Source organism: Streptomyces sp. NPDC030814, assembly GCF_055572155.1.
The window spans coordinates 181904-198624 of the sequence record NZ_JBVIDX010000012.1 but is presented as its reverse complement, the minus strand read 5'-3'; the positions used below and the strand labels follow the sequence as shown (position 1 = coordinate 198624).

At 70.2% G+C, this 16721-nt stretch carries 24 protein-coding genes; 9 read left to right on the top strand and 15 right to left on the bottom strand.

Features of this window, described 5'->3' with window-relative positions:
• Positions 1-66: 66 nt before the first annotated feature.
• From ACZ43N_RS25395 to ACZ43N_RS25330, 14 genes are all read right to left on the bottom strand, one after another.
• Complete coding sequence (locus ACZ43N_RS25395) at positions 67-441, bottom strand: GntR family transcriptional regulator (RefSeq protein ID WP_468100596.1); 375 nt, start codon at positions 439-441, stop codon at positions 67-69.
• Complete coding sequence (locus ACZ43N_RS25390) at positions 438-1280, bottom strand: hypothetical protein (RefSeq protein ID WP_468100595.1); 843 nt, start codon at positions 1278-1280, stop codon at positions 438-440. Before ACZ43N_RS25390 ends, ACZ43N_RS25395 begins: the two co-directional genes overlap by 4 nt.
• A gap of 92 nt (positions 1281-1372) precedes the next feature.
• Positions 1373-2371 (bottom strand): isopenicillin N synthase family dioxygenase, encoded by a 999-nt coding sequence (locus tag ACZ43N_RS25385; protein ID WP_468100593.1) that lies wholly within the window; start codon positions 2369-2371, stop codon positions 1373-1375.
• The gene (locus ACZ43N_RS25380) at positions 2364-2843 is read right to left on the bottom strand and encodes a nucleoside deaminase (protein WP_468100591.1); all 480 of its coding nucleotides are present in this window, start codon (positions 2841-2843) and stop codon (positions 2364-2366) included. The genes ACZ43N_RS25385 and ACZ43N_RS25380 overlap by 8 nt, the downstream gene beginning before the upstream one ends.
• 48 nt (positions 2844-2891) lie before the next feature.
• On the bottom strand, positions 2892-3269 hold the full coding sequence (locus tag ACZ43N_RS25375; protein ID WP_468100590.1) for a gas vesicle protein K: 378 nt from the start codon (positions 3267-3269) through the stop codon (positions 2892-2894).
• Between the two features lie 10 nt (positions 3270-3279).
• Positions 3280-3573: a gas vesicle protein gene (locus ACZ43N_RS25370; RefSeq protein WP_468100588.1), complete on the bottom strand. Its 294-nt coding sequence runs from the start codon at positions 3571-3573 to the stop codon at positions 3280-3282.
• Positions 3570-4097, bottom strand: coding sequence for a gas vesicle protein (locus ACZ43N_RS25365; RefSeq protein WP_468100586.1), 528 nt, complete (start codon positions 4095-4097; stop codon positions 3570-3572). Before ACZ43N_RS25365 ends, ACZ43N_RS25370 begins: the two co-directional genes overlap by 4 nt.
• A complete protein-coding gene (locus tag ACZ43N_RS25360) occupies positions 4094-5275 on the bottom strand; it encodes an SRPBCC family protein (RefSeq protein ID WP_468100585.1) in 1182 nt (393 codons plus the stop codon). The genes ACZ43N_RS25365 and ACZ43N_RS25360 overlap by 4 nt, the downstream gene beginning before the upstream one ends.
• Complete coding sequence (locus ACZ43N_RS25355) at positions 5268-5762, bottom strand: ABC transporter substrate-binding protein (protein WP_468100584.1); 495 nt, start codon at positions 5760-5762, stop codon at positions 5268-5270. The genes ACZ43N_RS25360 and ACZ43N_RS25355 overlap by 8 nt, the downstream gene beginning before the upstream one ends.
• A 43-nt stretch (positions 5763-5805) precedes the next feature.
• Positions 5806-6057: a gas vesicle protein GvpG gene (locus tag ACZ43N_RS25350; RefSeq protein ID WP_468100582.1), complete on the bottom strand. Its 252-nt coding sequence runs from the start codon at positions 6055-6057 to the stop codon at positions 5806-5808.
• Between the two features lie 33 nt (positions 6058-6090).
• Entirely contained in the window at positions 6091-6804 is a 714-nt protein-coding gene (locus tag ACZ43N_RS25345) for a GvpL/GvpF family gas vesicle protein (protein WP_468100581.1), read from the bottom strand.
• 9 nt (positions 6805-6813) lie between these two features.
• Positions 6814-7263: a gas vesicle structural protein GvpA gene (locus ACZ43N_RS25340; RefSeq protein ID WP_468100699.1), complete on the bottom strand. Its 450-nt coding sequence runs from the start codon at positions 7261-7263 to the stop codon at positions 6814-6816.
• 54 nt (positions 7264-7317) lie between these two features.
• Positions 7318-7695 carry a gas vesicle protein GvpO gene (gvpO, locus tag ACZ43N_RS25335; protein ID WP_468100579.1) on the bottom strand — a complete coding sequence of 126 codons (378 nt, stop codon included), beginning with the start codon at positions 7693-7695 and terminating at the stop codon, positions 7318-7320.
• A 290-nt stretch (positions 7696-7985) separates the two neighbouring features.
• A complete protein-coding gene (locus ACZ43N_RS25330) occupies positions 7986-8381 on the bottom strand; it encodes a PLD nuclease N-terminal domain-containing protein (protein ID WP_468100577.1) in 396 nt (131 codons plus the stop codon).
• A 153-nt stretch (positions 8382-8534) separates the two neighbouring features.
• Between ACZ43N_RS25330 and ACZ43N_RS25325 the strand changes: the two genes are divergently transcribed.
• From ACZ43N_RS25325 to ACZ43N_RS25315, 3 genes are read left to right on the top strand one after another with little or no spacing between them, the layout of a single operon-like run.
• Complete coding sequence (locus ACZ43N_RS25325) at positions 8535-9992, top strand: menaquinone biosynthesis decarboxylase (RefSeq protein ID WP_468100575.1); 1458 nt, start codon at positions 8535-8537, stop codon at positions 9990-9992.
• Positions 9989-10891: a menaquinone biosynthesis prenyltransferase MqnP gene (mqnP, locus tag ACZ43N_RS25320; protein ID WP_468100573.1), complete on the top strand. Its 903-nt coding sequence runs from the start codon at positions 9989-9991 to the stop codon at positions 10889-10891. The genes ACZ43N_RS25325 and mqnP overlap by 4 nt, the downstream gene beginning before the upstream one ends.
• Positions 10892-10938: 47 nt before the next feature.
• Complete coding sequence (locus ACZ43N_RS25315) at positions 10939-11511, top strand: Uma2 family endonuclease (RefSeq protein ID WP_468100571.1); 573 nt, start codon at positions 10939-10941, stop codon at positions 11509-11511.
• On the opposite strand, the gene ACZ43N_RS25310 is transcribed toward ACZ43N_RS25315, so the two are convergent.
• On the bottom strand, positions 11501-12124 hold the full coding sequence (locus ACZ43N_RS25310) for a rhomboid family intramembrane serine protease (RefSeq protein WP_468100569.1): 624 nt from the start codon (positions 12122-12124) through the stop codon (positions 11501-11503). The two genes, ACZ43N_RS25315 and ACZ43N_RS25310, sit on opposite strands and share 11 nt — an antisense overlap.
• A gap of 90 nt (positions 12125-12214) precedes the next feature.
• On the opposite strand from ACZ43N_RS25310, the gene ACZ43N_RS25305 reads away from it, so the two are divergent.
• The 6 genes from ACZ43N_RS25305 to ACZ43N_RS25280 all read left to right on the top strand — a co-directional run bounded on the left by ACZ43N_RS25305 (position 12215) and on the right by ACZ43N_RS25280 (position 16688).
• The gene (locus ACZ43N_RS25305; RefSeq protein ID WP_468100567.1) at positions 12215-12949 is read left to right on the top strand and encodes a UbiX family flavin prenyltransferase; all 735 of its coding nucleotides are present in this window, start codon (positions 12215-12217) and stop codon (positions 12947-12949) included.
• A 108-nt stretch (positions 12950-13057) separates the two neighbouring features.
• Positions 13058-13513, top strand: coding sequence for an Lrp/AsnC family transcriptional regulator (locus tag ACZ43N_RS25300; RefSeq protein ID WP_468078228.1), 456 nt, complete (start codon positions 13058-13060; stop codon positions 13511-13513).
• A gap of 110 nt (positions 13514-13623) precedes the next feature.
• Positions 13624-14787 (top strand): aminofutalosine synthase MqnE, encoded by a 1164-nt coding sequence (gene mqnE / locus ACZ43N_RS25295; RefSeq protein WP_468100565.1) that lies wholly within the window; start codon positions 13624-13626, stop codon positions 14785-14787.
• Between the two features lie 158 nt (positions 14788-14945).
• Entirely contained in the window at positions 14946-15470 is a 525-nt protein-coding gene (locus ACZ43N_RS25290) for a GNAT family N-acetyltransferase (RefSeq protein ID WP_468100563.1), read from the top strand.
• A gap of 81 nt (positions 15471-15551) precedes the next feature.
• Entirely contained in the window at positions 15552-15968 is a 417-nt protein-coding gene (locus tag ACZ43N_RS25285; protein ID WP_468100561.1) for a DUF4229 domain-containing protein, read from the top strand.
• A 63-nt stretch (positions 15969-16031) separates the two neighbouring features.
• Complete coding sequence (locus ACZ43N_RS25280) at positions 16032-16688, top strand: TetR/AcrR family transcriptional regulator (RefSeq protein WP_468100559.1); 657 nt, start codon at positions 16032-16034, stop codon at positions 16686-16688.
• Positions 16689-16721: the final 33 nt, after the last annotated feature.

Here is a 16721-nt window from a genome sequence, read left to right as displayed (position 1 = left end):
GGCGACTACGCGGCGTTCGAGGCGCAGGAGGCCGTGCCCTCGGCGAAAGGACCCCTTAGCGTGCCGTCACGCCAGGGCGTCGCGTACGGCGGTCAGGATGTGCTCCGTGTCGGCGCCGAGCGCCCGTGCGGCCGAGGTGAAATCGCGGGCGAGCGTGGTGAGCTGGTCGGCGTCGTGGGTGCGCGGACCGGCGGGGAGGGCGGCGACGCGGGTGCCCGCGCCCCGGCGGGTGCGGATCAGCTCGGCCGCCTCCAGTTCGCGGTAGGCGCGGGCGACCGTGCCCGGTGCCAGGTCGAGGTCGGCGGCGAGCTGGCGTACGGTCGGCAGCCGCTCGCCCTCGGCCAGCCGGCCGGTGCGGATCAGTGCGGCCAGCTGGGCGCGGATCTGCTCGTACGGCGGTACCTGGCTGGTGGTGTCGACGCGAACGGCGGGGTCGGTCATCGGTGAAGCGTCCCCTCGGCGGGTTCGTCGTCGAGGGCCGTCGCGGCGTCGTGCGCGAGATCGCCGTCGAGCGGTGCCTCGTCCTCGACCGCCCTCGGCGCCACCACGGTGACCAGGGACCAGACGACGGTGAACAGGTTCAGCAGGGCCAGGGGGTAGAACACCCAGAAGGTGAGCACACCCACGGCCCCGGCGCAGCCCGTCTCCGTCAGCGCGACGGAGACCATGAGCACCGCGTACAGCTGCTGGCTCGACACCAGCAGGCCCCAGGCCCCGGTGACCGCCCACGCGCGATCGCGGCGCTGCTGGTCCTCGCCCGGCCCGTGGGCGATGCGGCGCAGTGCCCAGACGCAGGTGGGGGTCGCTATGGCGAGCGCACCGAACATCGGGAGGCTGTAGTACAGGCCGGGCCACGGGCCGAGGCTCGCCCGCATCCCGTTGCAGGTGATGTGGACGACCTTCCCTGTGCTGAAGACGCGGTCGGGGTCGACGGAGGCCGTGGCGGCCGTGATCACCAGCAGCGCGACGAGGGAGACCCCCTGGAGGGCGATCAGCGGGCCCATGCGCGGCGGCACATGGTCTCTGACCAGGCGCGGGGCGAGACTCGCGGTCCGTACCGCCTCCTGGGGTCGCAGGGTCAGCGCGTCGGCGAGCAGTACGCCGGCCACCGCGCACAGCCCGAAGGCCGTGATGCAGAGCACGACGCGCTGCTCGAACTCGACGTCTCCCAGAGTGGAGATTGCCTGCGCCACCACGATGCCGATGGCCAGCCCGGACCAGCGGGCGTAGTGGTCGGCGTGCTCGAGGAGCCGGTACGGGAGCGGGGCGCTGTCGAGCATGTGGAGATCCCCCCGGATCATCTTGTACCAAGTCGTGGATACAAGATGGCCCGGACACGTGTTTGTGTCAAATGCTCGATACAAGATGGCGGTCAGTCCACGGTGATCGAGTCGAGCTTCTCCCTCAGGTAGACGTGCGAGTCGACCGGCGGGTGGGCGACACGGCCGACCGGGGCGGGGACCGACTCGACGACCGTCCCCGGTGTGCACTCGCCGAAGTAGACCAGCGACATCAGCTCCTCCGCGGGCTCGTCGGCCGGTGGCGGCAGCACGCGATGACGGCCGGAACGCCAGCGGTCACCCGTCCAACGGGCCATCAGGTCGCCGATGTTGATGGTGAAGGCTGCCGGGTCGTACGGTGCGTCCTCCCAGCCGCCCTCGTCGGTGTACACCTGGAGCCCGCCCCTGCCGGCCTGCCGGTCGAGGATCGTGACCGTGCCGAAGTCGGTGTGCGGTCCGATCCGGAACTGGCCGGGCGCGGGGTCGCCCAGGACGTCCCGGCCCGGGTACCAGTTGATGTTGAAGCCGTAGGTCGGACGGCTCATGTGCCGGGCGAAGAAGTCCGGTTCGAGGCCGAGCGCGTCGCCCAGCAGGGTGAGCAGATGCCGCTCCAGCTCGCCCATCCGCGCCAGGTACTCCTCGCAGAGCGGCCGCAGCTCCGGCACCTCCGCCGGCCAGACGTTCGGCTGGTACCACTCGGCGTTGACCACCGGGTCCTCGAACGGCTCATGCGTCGCGAACGTCAGCGACTCCTTCAGGTCCGGCGGGGTCTCGGTCCCCTCCGAGTAGCCGTTCGCCTCGGCCCCCGGACCCAGCCATCCCCTGCCGCCCACCTTCACCTCGTACGCCCTCTTCCGCTCCGCCGGCAGCGTGAAGAACGCCCGCGCGGCCTCCCGGACGCGTGCCCGGAGCGCCGGGTCCACCCCGTGGCCGGTCACCAGCAGGAAGCCGGCGCTCTGGAGCGCCTCGTCGACGGTCCGCGCGATACGGGCACGGGCCTCCTCGTCGCCGTTGAACCAGGGGACCAGGTCGATGGTCGGGATACGGGGGGTGCCCGGGCCACTCACCGATCTGCTCTCCGATCTACTCACCGATGTCCTCGTTCCACAGAGCCGGGTTCTTCTCGATGAAGTCACGCATCAGGGCCACGCACTCCGCGTCGTCCAGCAGCACGACCTCCACGCCGTGCTCCGCCAGCCAGTCGTGACCGCCGTGGAAGGTCACCGCCTCGCCGATCACCACCCGCGAGATGCCGAACTGCCGTACCAGACCGGAGCAGTACCAGCACGGCGACAGCGTCGTCACCATCGTCGTTCCGCGATACGTCCGCTGCCGGCCCGCCGCGCGGAACGCGGCCGTCTCCGCGTGCATGGAGGGGTCGTCGTCCTGGACCCGGCGGTTGTGCCCCCGCCCGAGGACGGTTCCGTCCGGGCCGTAGAGCGCGGCGCCGATGGGGATGCCGCCCTCGGCCAGACCGGCCCGCGCCTCCGCCACGGCGGTGGCGAGCCACGCCCGCGCCGACGCCCGATGCTGGTGGTCCCCCGCCGTCGTCTCCTCAGCCATGACCTCACTCTGCCCGCGAAACGGCGGGCCCACCTGTGCGGAGGGGGATTACGGCGGGAGCAGGGTGCCCAGGGGACCGAGGTCCAGGTTGAGCTCGTCCAGGGTGAGGCCGTAGCGGTCGCAGAGTTCTCGCATGCGGTCGTGCAGGACCATCAGCGTCATGCCGAGGCGTTCCTCCTGTTCCTCGGTCAGACCACCCTGGTCGACCCGGTGGAGGGCCTGGCGTTCCATCAGCTGTCGCAGCAGTTCGACGATGGTGAGCACCAGCTTGACGAGGTCCCGCTCCACCGTGTCCGGATCGGTCCGCAGCCGGTGGGCGACCGCCCCGCCGCGGGAGAGCGGTGGCGGGGCGATCTCGTCCGGCCGCGCGGGAAGCAGCGAGAACGCGCGCCGCGCGGCCTCCGCCACCTCCCGGAGCCGGTCCATGGGCGGACCCTCAGAGGGCATCGACGCCATGGCCCTTCCCTTCCGCGTACGCCGGGCCCGTGGACGTCCCGGCCGGCAGGACCGGTGCCCACTGCTCCTCCATCTGCTCCCGGACTGCGACGATCACGGCGCGCAGCGAGATCCGCACCAGGTCGATGTCCGCGATGCTGAGCACGACATCGCCGGTCAGCACCACGCCGCCGCTCAGCAGCCGGTCGAGCAGATCGATCAGCGCGACCTGGCGCTGGCTGAGGGGCCGGTCGTACTCGTCGTCGTACGCGGCGGGCGGGTCGTACGCGTTCATCTGCGCCGGTCCTCGTCGTGCTCGTCGTCCTCCCGCACGGCGGCCTTACGCCGCTTGGGGCGCGGCTCGTCCGACGCGCGACGCTCCTTGCGGGGTGCGGCGCGGGCCTTGCGCTCGGGGTCGGGGGCAGGTCGGCGTTCGGAGGAGCCACTCGGGGGCAGCTGGGCCGGGGACTCCGCGAGGCGGCCGCGGAGTTCCCTGATCTCGTCCCGGAGGCGTTCGTTCTGCTCCTCCAGGGAGCGGCGGCCGTCGGAGCGGGACGCACGCGACGAGAGGGCGGGGTCGTGCTCCCACCAGTCGATGCCGATCTCCTTGGCCTTGTCGACCGATGCCACCAGAAGACGCAGCTTGATCGTGAGCAGCTCGATGTCCAGCAGGTTCACCTTGATGTCGCCGACGATGACGATGCCCTTGTCGAGGACCCGTTCGAGGATGTCGGCGAGGTTCGCGCTGGACCCCTGGCCGCCGTACGGGGTGAAGGCCCGCGACGGGGTCTGGGCGGGGGAGTCGGCGGGCTGGCTCACGACGCGCTCGACCTCGCTTCCCCTTCCGGTTCCTCGTCTTCTTCTTCCTCTTCCTCCTCGTCCTCGGCCTCGTACTCGTACTCGTCTGGCTCGTCGTCCTCGTACTCGTCGTCGGGGGAGTCGTCCTCGTACGCGTCGTCCGCGGTCACGTCCTCGTCGCGTTCGTCTTCGTCGTCCTCTTCCTCGTCTTCCTCCTCGTCCCTGGCCTCCGTGTCCTCTTCCTCGTCCTCGCCCTCTTCCCCCTCCTCCTCGTCTTCGTCCCGAGCTTCGGTGTCCTCGTCCTCGCCGGTGTCGGTGCCCGAGTCCTGGGCCTCGGTGTCCTCGGCGGAGCCGTCCGGCTCGGTGACCTCGCCGTCGTGGATCTCACCGCGCCAGCCGCCGGATGCCTCGCCGCGCATCATGACGAACGTGCGGTAGAGCTTGAGGTCGAGGCGGGCGCGGCGGCCCTGTGCCCTGAACAGGCCGCCCGTCTTCTCGAAGAGCCCCTCGGGGAAGTACTCGATGACGAGCAGCACCTTGGTGAGGTTCTCGCCGAGCGGGTGGAAGGTGACGACGCCCTTGGTCGTGCCCTTCTCGCCCTCGGTTGTCCAGGCGATGCGCTGGTCGGGCACCTGTTCCGTGATGTTGCCGCGCCAGTGACGCTTCGACTTGGCGACCTTCACATGCCACTGGGTCGTGGTGTCGTCCTGCTGCTCGACCGAGACCACGCCCTTGGCGAACCGGCTGAACTCCTGGAACTGCGTCCACTGGTCGTACGCCTCGCGCACCGGGACACCCACGTCGATGTCCTCGATGATGGTGTGCCCCCGGCCGGTGCCGCCCTCGGGCTGCTTCCCGTGTTTCTTGCCGGCGGCGGACTCCTTGGCCTTCCCGGCCACGTCCTTCGCCTTCCCGGCCACGCCCATGGCCTTGCCGGTGGCGCCCTTCGCCTTCTCCACCAGCGCGCCCTTGGCATGGGACGCGGTCGAGGCCAGGCCGCCCGTCAGGCTTCCCTCGCCGATCCGGCGGGCCCCCTCGCCGAGACTGTGGCCCACGCCTTCGAGCATCACGGCCAACCGGGCCTCGATGTACTCCTCCAGCTCCTCCTTCAGCCGGGCCGTGCCGGGGTTGTGCAGCGCCTGGTCACGTGCCTTGCTGAGGGTGCCGGCACCGCCTTTCGCTCCCTTGCCCTCAGCCATCGTCCTGCCTCCTCGACTTCGAGGTGCCGCCGCTCTTGGCGCGGCTCGCGGAGGTGGTCTGCTTCTTCCCATGCGACGCGCTCCGGCGTTGCGACCCGTCCCGGCCCTTCTTCGCCTCGGGCTGGTCCTGTTCGTCGTCGCGCTGCTCGTCCGGCTCGTCCTGCTGGCCGTCCGGTTCGTTGTCCCCGCCGTCCGCGTGGGCCCGTTCCCGGAGCCCCTCGGTACGTTCGTGCAGGGCGCCCGCCAGGCTGTCCGCCTTCGCCGTCAGCATGGAGGTCGCCGCCGCCTTGCTCGCGTCCGTCAGCTCGGTGCGCACCTGCTGGGTGACAGTGCTGAGGAACGGGGAGTCGAGCATCTTGGCGAGCTGCCCGGGCCTGGCCTTGGAACCGGCCAGCAGCGCACCGACACCCATGGCGAGCTTGGCCTTCTTCGTCCGGCCGAGGAGGTAGCCCCCCAGGACGGCCGCGCCGATCGTGGCGTTCTTCATGATCCTGTCTTCTTTCCGTGCCGACGCGTCACGGGCCGCGGGGTCATGCGCCCTGCTGGGCCCGGTAGGCGCTGATCTCCTGCAACCTGCGCAGCAACTCGTCCTCGCGCCGCGTGAACTCCTCCTCGTCGATGCGTCCCTCGGTTCGCGCCTGCTCCAGGTTGATCAGCTCCTCCTGGACCGGGGCGGGGTCGTAGTACTCCTCCTCGGCGGTCTGGCGCACCTTGTCCAGCACCCAGCCGATACCGCGCACGGGGGCGAACGGCAGCGTCACGATGGTTCCGACCAGTCCCACCTCATCGCCTCCTCGAAGGGGGTTCCACGGCGGTCATACAAAGCTGTACGGCGGCAGAGGGCCGCGCAGCCGGAGTTCGACGCCCTCGCCCAGGCGCTCGGCCAGTTCCCCGCCGGCGCGGGTGAACTCCTCGGACCGGGCGTCCTCCACCAGGAAGGAGGCGTTCACGAAGTACTGCTGGGACGGCGGAGCGACCTTCTCGGAGACGACGAACGGGCGCAGCGCGGTGAGCGCCTCCTCGGCCAGGGCCGCGTTGCGGGCCTGCACCTCCTGGGCCACCAGTTCGCCGAGGGCCAGCCGGTCCTCGTACGTCCCGCCGCCGTCGCGGACCGCCTCGTTCAGCTGCCGAGCCTGCCCGGAGTCGGTCAGGATCGCGCGCAGCAGGGTGTCCTCGTCCGCGACGCCCTTCACATTGAATTCCGCTGTGCCCGAGAGTTCGTCGAGCCGCTGGGCGAAGGCATCGTTCCGCTCGTCCAGCAGGGCACGCACGGAGTCCTCGTCCGGGGCGACGTACCCGAAGCTCAGCGGCAGGATGGAACCGTCGGACCAGAGGTTCTCCTGCACCTCGTGGTGCGCCTCCAGGTCCCGGCGGGCGACCGAGAGGTCGTCCGGGGCCTCGCTGACCACGGCGCTGAGGGTGCCGTTGCTGACTGCGTGCAGCTCGCCCGGCTCCTCTCCGACGCCCCTGACGTCATCGAGGTCGAGCGGATGCTCCGCCTTGGTGATCGCGTAGACGTACACGGACATCGGTTCACCTCACTCCTCGTCGTCCTTCGAGGAGCGGCGGCCGGCACCGCGCTCGGAGCGCACACGCTGCTTCTCGCGCCCGGACTCGCGGTTGTCCCGCCCCTTCTGGAGGGACTCGGTGACCGCCTCGACCGCGCCGGAGAGCGCGCCCTTGCTCTTGCCACGGGCGCCCGCCTCGGTGGCGTCGCCGACCATGTCCGTCAGTTGCGCGGGTGCCTTGCGACCCGATTCCAGGTCCAGCCGGTTGCACGCCTCCGCGAAACGCAGATAGGTGTCGACACTGGCCACGACCACGCGAGCGTCGATCTTGAGTATCTCGATGCCGACCAGGGAGACCCGCGCGAACGCGTCGATGACCAGGCCCCTGTCCAGGACCAGTTCCAGCACGTCGTAGAGGTTTCCCGAGCCGCCTCCGCCGCCTCCGCCGGTGGCAAGTGCGCCCTCGCCCTGCGGCACCACAGTCACGATGTCGTCCCTTCCGGGCACGGGAGTCGTTGCGCGGGGGCGGTCGCCTCAGCGGCCGCCTTCGCGGTCGATCTGCGCGCGCGTGTACCGGCGTCCGCGCTCGTACGCCAGCAGATTGCCCGCGGGGTCCAGGACCACCTGGTAGCTGGCCATCACGCTGCTCGTCTGCGGGATGCGCTCCAGTTCCTCGACCTCGACCTCGGCCTCCCAGCCCTCTTCGGTCGGTTTCAGCGCGGAAACGGCCTCCGGGGTGTGACCCAGCAACTCCGCGAGCTGCTCGATCGCGCTCCGAATGGCCTCAGGCGCGGAGACGCGTTCCTCGGCGGGCTCCTGCCGCGACGAGGAACGGCGCTTCTCCGACTCGTGGTCGTTCGTTGGTATCACCTTCTCCCGCTCACCCCACCGTGTGCCCTGAAAGGGTGGCATCACACTTTTTAGGGGCATATGTCCGATGCCCGTTGCCGTGGTCCGCGTCGGCGCGGGGGAGGTCGTGCGGGCGCCTTGTGACTCGGGGGTGCGGGGTCGTCGGCGAGCGCGGGGCGTGGGGGCTGTTCGCGCGGTTCCCCGCGGCCCCTGAAGGGTCGGGCCTGCGGTCCGCCCTTCAGCTGAAAAGCATGGGGCGCAGCCCCGGCCGGCTTTCAGGGCGCGGGGAACCGCGCGAGAAACCACGTCGGATCCGCACTCGCCGACGAACCCGCCCTCCGAGCTGAGGCGCCCTACTCCTCGCCGTCCTTGTCCCGCTTCTCCCGTTCCTGCCGCTTCAGCTCCTCCTCGCGGCGGCGCAGGTCGGCCTCCCAGCTCTTCAGCAGGGACTCGTCCTTCTTGTTCTCCTCGGCGAGGGACTTCAGGAACTCGGGGTTGTCGTCGGGGGCGACGTACTGCGTGCGGTGGTTGCGGTGCCACTCGGAGGGCGTGCGGCCGTTCGCGGGCGCGTGACGCAGCTTGCCCGCGGCGAGCCAGGCGATCGGGCCGACGATCCAGAAGAGCAGGATGATGAACACCCAGGCGATCTTGGGCAGGTGCTTCGCCTCGTCCTCGGGGGTGTTGAGGCAGTCGATGAACGCGTAGATGGTCAGCGCCAACGGCACGAGGTACATCAACACCCTGAACATGGAACGCCCCCTGGAAAGCGGTGGTGGGCCGGTGGGCCGGACCCGGTACTGACGGGCGGGCCGTGCGGCGCCGACCCTTTGCGGCGGAAAGCCATGACCTTACGCCGGGCCCCGTGACGGGGTCAGGGTAGCCCCTCGGGGATACTTGACCCCATGGCTTACGACGATCTTCGCTCCCTGCTCCGCGCCTTGGAGCGCGAGGGCGATCTCAAGCGGATCAAGGCCGAGGTCGACCCGTATCTGGAGGTCGGGGAGATCGTCGACCGGGTCAACAAGGCCGGCGGCCCCGCCCTCCTCTTCGAGAACGTCCGCGGGTCGAGCATGCCGCTCGCGATGAACGTCTTCGGAACCGACCGCCGCCTGCTGAAGGCCCTCGGCCTGAAGTCGTACGGCGAGATCAGCGACAAGATCGGCGGTCTGCTCAAGCCGGAGCTGCCGCAGGGCTTCGTGGGCGTGCGCGAGGCGTTCGGGAAGCTCGGCGCGATGACCCACGTACCGCCGAAGAAGGTGAAGGCGGACAGCGCTCCCGTCCAGGAGGTCGTCCTCCAGGGCGACGACGTGGACCTGGACCAGCTGCCCGCGCTGTTCACCTGGCCCAAGGACGGCGGCTCCTTCTTCAACCTCGGGCTCACCCACACCAAGCACCCCGAGACCGGCGTGCGCAACCTCGGCCTCTACCGCCTCCAGCGCCACGACAAGCGCACCATCGGCATGCACTGGCAGATCCACAAGGACAGCCGCAACCACTACCAGGTGGCCGCCAAGCGCGGGGAGCGGCTGCCGGTCGCGATCGCCTTCGGCTGTCCGCCCGCCGTGACGTACGCCTCCACGGCGCCGCTGCCCGGCGACATCGACGAGTACCTGTTCGCCGGGTTCGTCGCGGGCAAGCGGATCGAGATGGTCGACTGCAAGACGGTGCCGTTGCAGGTACCGGCGAACGCCGAGGTCGTCATCGAGGGCTGGCTGGAGCCCGGTGAGATGCTCCCCGAGGGCCCCTTCGGCGACCACACCGGCTTCTACACCCCGCAGGAGCCGTTCCCCGCGCTGAAGATCGACTGCGTGACGATGCGCAAGCGTCCGCTGCTCCAGTCGATCGTCGTCGGCCGCCCCCCGACGGAGGACGGCCCCCTCGGCCGCGCGACGGAGCGCTTCTTCCTCCCTCTGCTGAAGATCATCGTCCCGGACATCGTGGACTACCACCTGCCCGAGGCGGGCGGCTTCCACAACTGCGCGATCGTCTCGATCGAGAAGAAGTACCCGAAGCACGCGCAGAAGGTCATGCACGCGATCTGGGGCGCCCACATGATGTCCCTGACGAAGCTGATCGTGGTCGTCGACGCCGACTGCGACGTCCACGACCTCCACGAGGTCGCCTGGCGCGCCCTCGGCAACACGGACTACGCCCGTGACCTCACGGTGGTCGAGGGCCCGGTGGACCACCTCGACCACGCCTCCTACCAGCAGTTCTGGGGCGGCAAGGCAGGCATCGACGCGACGAAGAAGTGGATCGAGGAGGGCTACACCCGGGACGGGGGCTGGCCCGACATGGTCGAGTCGGACCCGGCCACGGCGGCGCTCGTCGACCGCCGCTGGAAGGAGTACGGCCTGTGAGCAGCGCATCCGCGGCGATCCCCCAGCCGGGGCGGACGAAGGCGTTCCTGAGGCTGGTGATGATCGAGCACTCGATCTTCGCGCTCCCCTTCGCCTACATCGCCGCGCTCACCGCCATGTTCCAGCTGGACGGCGACATCCACTGGGCGCGGCTGCTGCTCGTCACCGTCTGCATGGTCGGGCTGCGCACCTTCGCGATGGCGGTCAACCGGATCATCGACCGCGAGATCGACGCCCGGAACCCGCGGACGGCGCACCGTGAACTGGTGACCGGCGCGATGTCGGTGAAGCACGCCTGGACCGGCGCCCTGATCGCGCTGGTGATCTTCCTGGGCGCGGCGGCGCTGCTGAACCCCCTGTGCCTGGCGCTGGCCCCCGTCGCCGTGATCCCGATGGTGGTCTACCCCTACGGCAAACGCTTCACGAACTACCCCCAGGCCATCCTGGGGCTCGCCCAGGCGATGGGCCCGGTCGGCGGCTGGCTCGCGGTCACCGGCGAGTGGTCCTGGGACGCGGTGATCCTCGGCCTGGCGGTCGGCATCTGGATCGGCGGCTTCGACCTCATCTACGCCTGCCAGGACGTCGACTCCGACCGCGAGACGGGCGTCCTGTCGGTCCCGGCCCGCTTCGGCGTCCCGGCGGCGGTGTGGGCGGCGCGGGTGTGCCACGCGCTCACGACGGGGTTGTTCGTCTGGTACGCGGTGGTGACGGACGCGGGCGCGTTCCTGTGGCTGGGGCTCGCGATCGTCGCGGGCGCCTTCGTCTACGAGCACACGATCGTCCGGCCCCACGACCTGTCCCGCCTGAACCGGGCGTTCTTCAGCGTCAACGGCTTCATCGGCATTGCCCTGTTCGTGTGCGCGCTGCTGGATCTTCTGGTTCGGGGTCTGACCCTCTGAATACGGTGCGGCCTACCATCGAGTGCAGAGACCCCAGGGAGGCCAGCGTGACCGTCTCGGGCATCGACCGCCTGCACTCGCAGCTCAGCCGGTTCGAGGACATGTTCCCCGGCTATCGCATGGAGATTGCCGAGGGCAGCATCATGATGACTCCGGTCAAGCCCCACCACGCGGAGACCATCCGACTGGTGTGGAACACCCTGCGGGAGCAGGTTGCCGAGGAATGGGGCTTCACCAGCGACGTCGCCTTCCCCTTCGACGAGGAGAACGAATTCTGCCCCGACCTGGCCGTCATTCCCGCGGTGGAGGTCGAAAAGAACCAGGGGGCGTACTCACCCGACCTCGTCGAAGTCGTCGTCGAGGTCGTGTCCCAGGGCAGCATCCGCCGCGACTACGAGCTCAAGCCACGTTGGTACGCCTCTCGCGGTATCGCCAATTACCTGATCCTGGACCCGCTCAAAGGCCACTGCGTCACGATGTGGAACCCCGGCCCCGACGGCTACCGGGGGCGCGACACGATTCCCTACGGCCCCGACATCACCGTCGACTCGTCGCTGGGCAAACTCACGATCGCCACCGGCCGCCTCCCCGTGGACCCGAAGGCGCGCCCTACGCCGTGAGCGCCCCGCGGGGCTGACGGCGCCGGAACAGGAACGCCGCCACCACCCCCGTCACCAACCCGATCAGGTGGCCCTGCCAGCTGACGCCCGCCGCGGTCGGTGCGATGCCCGCGAGGATGGAGCCGCCCCAGATCGCGGCGACCAGCACCCCCACCGCGACCCCCAGCAGCCGCCGCTCGACGAATCCGCTGACGACCAGGAAGCCGAACAGCCCGAACACGACGCCCGAGGCGCCCGCCGTGTTGGTGTTGTCCGGGGACATCAGCCACACGCCCAGACCGTCGGCCACGATGATCAGCGCACAGACCGCGACGAACCGGCGCAGCCCGCCCAGCGCCGCGAGGAAGCCGAGCACCAGCAGAGGCACGCTGTTGGCCGCGACATGACCGAAGCCGAAGTGGATGAACGACGCGGGCACGACGTCGACCAGCTCGGGCACCGACCGCGGCATGATGCCGAAGTCGTCCAGCGCGTGCCCGCTCGCCGTGTCGATCACTTCGAGAATCCACAGCAGGGCCACCCAGCCCGCCATCAGCTTGGCGGCCGCCTTCGCGCGGTCCCCGCGGGACCACTCCCGATCAGGGCTCAGCGCCCCGCGCACTCCGTCTGCCATGTCAACCCCCGACTCAACTCGTCCCCTCAGTGAAACGGCCGTGCCCCCTTGACCGGTTCCCGCCTCACCGCGCCGGATAGGCTCGGTGTCGTGAACCAAGTCAAGCCAGGAGAGACGGCGCGTACGCCTTGGATCGTAGGGGTCTCCGGCGCGTCCGGCACCCCATACGCCGCCGCCGTGCTGCGCGCGCTCCTCGCCGCCGGCGAGAGCGTGGACCTCGTGGTGTCCCGGGCCTCGCGGCTGACCCTGCTGGACGAGACGGGCATCGCGTTCCGGGACGCGCACTGGCGTGACGACCTGCGGGAATGGCTGTCGCGCGGCGCGGACGGCAAGCCCGGCACCTTTCCGGTGGACGTCGACGGCGACCGCGTACGGCACTGGAGCGCCGGCGACCTGGCCGCCGGACCGTCCTCGGGCTCGTACCCCGTCAAGGGCATGCTGATCGTCCCCGCGTCGACGGCGTGCGTCGCGGGCGTGGCGCTGGGGCTCAGCAAGGACCTGCTGCAGCGGGCGGCGAGCGTGACCCTGAAGGAACGGCGCCGGCTCGTCGTCGCCGTACGGGAAACGCCGTTGAACGGGCAGACGCTGCGGCATCTGGTGACCCTGGACGACGCGGGCGCGACCGTGCTGCCCGCCTCCCCGGCCTTCTACGCGGGGGCCACGCACATCCAGGACCTGGTGGACTTCGTGGCCGGCCGGGTGCTGGACGCGGCGGGCGTCCCGCACACCCTGTACCGGCGCTGGGAGGGCGAGATCGGCGGGGCCCGCCCCTCGGAGGAGACCGACACCGGCGATACGAGCACCACGGCCCCCACGGTCACCTGAGCGGTGTCCGCTCACCCGCAACGCACGGCGCACCACTCTCATCTCACCGAGCAACTGCTCACAAGCAACTCCTCACAAGCAACTCTTCAGCGGAAGGCAACCGATCGCATGGACGCGGTGGACAGGCAGCTCATCCAGGCCCTGAGGGAGAACGGCCGGGCCTCCTACGCGGAGCTGGGGCGCCTCGTCGGCCTGTCGGGACCCAGTGTCACCGACCGCATCAACCGGCTGGAGGCCGCCGGTGTCATCACCGGCTACCGGGCCACCGTCAACGCGGCCTCCCTCGGCCTCGGCGTGATCGCGCTCATCGGGATCTCGCTCTCCGACGCCGCCGACCACGAGGACGTGGCGAACCGGCTCCGCGACCTCGACGAGATCGAGGACTGCTGGTTCATCGCGGGCGACGACTCCTTCATGCTCAAGGTGCGCGCCACCGACGTGGACGGCCTGGAGAAGACGATCCGCCGGCTGTCCGGCACGAAGGGCGTCTCCCGGACCCGTACGACGATCGTGCTCTCCACGAAGTGGGAGAACCGGGTCGGCGAGCTGCCGGAGGAGCAGTAGGCGCGGAGCGCCGTACGAGGCCACGCCGCCCCACGGGGTCCCTCGCCCGAAGGGCGGGGGAGTGCGGGGGAGTACGGTGGCCTGAGTTGTCGTAGAGGGAAGGCGGAGGCATGGACGTCGGGCTCAAGCGCGAGCTGGAGGAGAAGGTTCGCTCCGGTGAGCGGCTGACCCGTGAGGACGGCATCGCGCTGTACGAGTCGGACGACCTGGCATGGCTGGGCGGGCTCGCGCACGAGGTGCGGACGCGGAAGAACGGCGACGTCGTCCACTTCAACGTCAACCGTCACCTCAACATGACCAATGTGTGCACGGCCTCCTGCGCGTACTGCTCCTTCCAGCGCAAGCCGGGGGAGAAGGACGCGTACACGATGCGCATCGAGGAGGCCGTCAAGCTCGCCAAGGCGATGGAGAGCGAGAACCTCACCGAGCTGCACATCGTCAACGGCCTGCACCCCAATCTGCCGTGGCGCTACTACCCGCGCTCGCTGCGGGAGTTGAAGGCGGCCCTCCCGAACGTCTCGCTGAAGGCCTTCACGGCCACGGAGATCCACCACTTCGAGACGATCAGCGGGCTGTCGGCGTCGGAGATCCTCGACGAGCTGATCGACGCGGGCCTGGAGTCCCTGACGGGCGGCGGCGCGGAGATCTTCGACTGGGAGGTCCGGCAGCACATCGTCGACCACCGCACCCACTGGGAGGACTGGTCGCGGATCCACCGCCTGGCGCACGAGAAGGGTCTGAAGACCCCGTGCACCATGCTCTACGGCCACATCGAGGAGCCCCGGCACCGGGTCGACCACGTCCTGCGGCTGCGGGAGCTCCAGGACGAGACCGGCGGCTTCCAGGTCTTCATTCCCCTGCGCTACCAGCACGACTTCGTCGACATGAAGGACGGCAAGGTACGCAACCGGCTCCAGGCGCGTACGCAGATGGCGACGGGCGCGGAGGCGCTGAAGACCTTCGCGGTCTCGCGGCTGCTGTTCGACAACGTCCCGCACGTGAAGGTCTTCTGGGTGATGCACGGCGTCCAGACCGCGCAGCTCGCGTTGCAGCACGGGGCCGACGACATGGACGGGTCGGTCGTCGAGTACAAGATCACCCACGACGCGGACAACTACGGCACGCCGAACAAGCTGACCCGTGAGGACCTGCTGGACCTCATCCGCGACGCCGGGTTCCGGCCGGTGGAGCGGAACACCCGGTACGAGATCATCCGGGAGTACGACGGGGCGGATCCGCTGCGGCGGGAGTCTCCGCAGCCGATGAGGGTGTGAGCCGGGCGCCCCGTAGGCCGGGGGTGCGGGCTTGTGGGCGGCTGCGGGTCCGTCGTGGCCGTTCGCGCAGTTCCCCGCGCCCCCGAAACGCGGCCGGGGCTGCGCCCCGTGCTGTTCACACGGACACCCATGGTCGGAGTAATGGCTAACCTTGCTCCATGGCCCTTACTTTCCAGTTGGACCCTCCCGTCACCCCCGCCCTTCGCGACGGCATCCTCGCCCTCTGGGCCGACGTCTCCAACGCCGGTGGAGCCGTCGGGTTCGTGCCCCCGGTCACGCCGGAGGCGATACGGCCGGAGCTGGTGAAGCACATGGCGGGCATGGCGGAGGGCCGGCAGCGCCTGCTGGCCGGGTTCGACGCGGCCGGCGCGCCCGCGGCCACCGCGTTCTTCACCTTCAACACGCACCGCCTGATGACCCACTGGGTCTGGCTGTACACGGTGATGGTGCACCCCGCCCACCAGGGCAAGGGCTACGGACGCGACCTGATGAAGGCGGCAGAGCGCGCGGCCCGCGGCTTCGACGGCATCGACGCCGTCCGTCTCACCTGCCGCGGCGGCCTCGGCCTGGAGCACTTCTACGCGGCCTGCGGCTACAAGGAGGTCGGCCGCGTCCCCGGCGCCATCCGGGTCGCCCCGGACGACCACCGTGACGACATCACCATGCTCCTGCCCCTGACCTGAGCCGCGCCCGTACCCCCGTGCAAGATCGCCCCCCGACCGTGCTTCACTGGACGGTGGCCTTGGGAAACGTCCGGAACGGAAATGGAAGAGTGGATTGAGATGCTCCGCTACACACTGATGCGCCTCGGGATCTTCGTGGGCTGCTTCGTGGTCGTCTGGGCCCTCGTCTACTCCGGCATCGCCCCCCGCGGTCTCGGTGCCTCCAACGGCATGTGGATGATCATGCTGGCGCTCGTCGTCTCCGCGCCGATCAGCTTCGTGGCCCTCCGCAAGGAGCGCGACCGGGCCTCCGCGCAGATCGCCCCGCGCCTCGACCGTTCCATCGACCGCGTCAAGTCCAACCTCGCCGCCAACCGCAGCCAGGAGGACGAGGTGGACGACGCCGCCCGCCCCCGGAGCGGGGACAGCGCACCCGCGGAGAAGGCCGGCGACGACACCGACAAGGCTTCCGAGGCGGCCGAGGCGACCCCGTCCGCGTCGGGCCGGTCCACTTCATGACGCGCCGGCCCGCGTGAAACCGGCCGGGATCTTTCCCGGCGGCAAAACCGTACGCTTGCCCGCATGGGTGCTGTGAAGAACAAACGGATGCCCCGGGCGGTACGGGAACGGCAGATGCTGGACGCGGCCGTGCGGACGTTCGGGCAGCGCGGCTACCGGGCCGCCTCCATGGACGAGATCGCCGAACTGGCGGGAGTGTCCAAGCCGTTGGTGTATCTGTACCTGAACTCCAAGGAAGACCTCTTCACCGCCTGCATCCGCCGCGAGGCCGAGGCGCTCACCTCCGCCGTACGCGACGGCGTGAACCCCCGGCTGCCCGCCGACCGGCAACTCTGGGAGGGGCTGCGGGCGTTCTTCACGCACACCGCGCACAACCCGGACGGCTGGGCGGTCCTGCACCTCCAGGCCCGTACGCACGGCGAACCCTTCGCCGCCGAGGTCGCGGCGATGCGCGAGGAGATGGTGACGTTCGTGACGGGGCTGATCCTGGCCGCCGCCCGTGAGGCCCGCCGCGACCCGTCCCTCCCCGAACGCGAGGTCGCCGGCCTCGCCGAGGCGCTGGTCGGCGCCGCCGAAGCCCTTGCCGCCTGGGCCAACGCCACCCCCGGCCTCACCGCCCGACAGGCCGCCGCCACCCTCATGAACTTCGCCTGGTCCGGCCTCGGCAACCTGATGGACGGCCGCCCCTGGACCCCGCCGGCCGACCTCGCCACGCCGTAGGGACACCGGGTCCGCATACCGCGCGCACGCCCG

Coding starts and splice junctions, on each gene's coding strand:
- ACZ43N_RS25330 (WP_468100577.1), bottom strand. CDS start 8,381: ATGTTCAGGGTGTTGATGTACCTCGTGCCGTTGGCGCTGACCATCTAC.
- ACZ43N_RS25280 (WP_468100559.1), top strand. CDS start 16,032: ATGGGTGCTGTGAAGAACAAACGGATGCCCCGGGCGGTACGGGAACGG.
- ACZ43N_RS25390 (WP_468100595.1), bottom strand. CDS start 1,280: ATGCTCGACAGCGCCCCGCTCCCGTACCGGCTCCTCGAGCACGCCGAC.
- ACZ43N_RS25325 (WP_468100575.1), top strand. CDS start 8,535: ATGGCTTACGACGATCTTCGCTCCCTGCTCCGCGCCTTGGAGCGCGAG.
- ACZ43N_RS25355 (WP_468100584.1), bottom strand. CDS start 5,762: ATGAAGAACGCCACGATCGGCGCGGCCGTCCTGGGGGGCTACCTCCTC.
- ACZ43N_RS25375 (WP_468100590.1), bottom strand. CDS start 3,269: ATGGACCGGCTCCGGGAGGTGGCGGAGGCCGCGCGGCGCGCGTTCTCG.
- ACZ43N_RS25370 (WP_468100588.1), bottom strand. CDS start 3,573: ATGAACGCGTACGACCCGCCCGCCGCGTACGACGACGAGTACGACCGG.
- ACZ43N_RS25310 (WP_468100569.1), bottom strand. CDS start 12,124: ATGGCAGACGGAGTGCGCGGGGCGCTGAGCCCTGATCGGGAGTGGTCC.
- ACZ43N_RS25300 (WP_468078228.1), top strand. CDS start 13,058: ATGGACGCGGTGGACAGGCAGCTCATCCAGGCCCTGAGGGAGAACGGC.
- mqnE (WP_468100565.1), top strand. CDS start 13,624: ATGGACGTCGGGCTCAAGCGCGAGCTGGAGGAGAAGGTTCGCTCCGGT.
- ACZ43N_RS25395 (WP_468100596.1), bottom strand. CDS start 441: ATGACCGACCCCGCCGTTCGCGTCGACACCACCAGCCAGGTACCGCCG.
- gvpO (WP_468100579.1), bottom strand. CDS start 7,695: ATGCCACCCTTTCAGGGCACACGGTGGGGTGAGCGGGAGAAGGTGATA.
- ACZ43N_RS25380 (WP_468100591.1), bottom strand. CDS start 2,843: ATGGCTGAGGAGACGACGGCGGGGGACCACCAGCATCGGGCGTCGGCG.
- ACZ43N_RS25360 (WP_468100585.1), bottom strand. CDS start 5,275: ATGGCTGAGGGCAAGGGAGCGAAAGGCGGTGCCGGCACCCTCAGCAAG.
- ACZ43N_RS25290 (WP_468100563.1), top strand. CDS start 14,946: ATGGCCCTTACTTTCCAGTTGGACCCTCCCGTCACCCCCGCCCTTCGC.
- ACZ43N_RS25285 (WP_468100561.1), top strand. CDS start 15,552: ATGGAAGAGTGGATTGAGATGCTCCGCTACACACTGATGCGCCTCGGG.
- ACZ43N_RS25345 (WP_468100581.1), bottom strand. CDS start 6,804: ATGTCCGTGTACGTCTACGCGATCACCAAGGCGGAGCATCCGCTCGAC.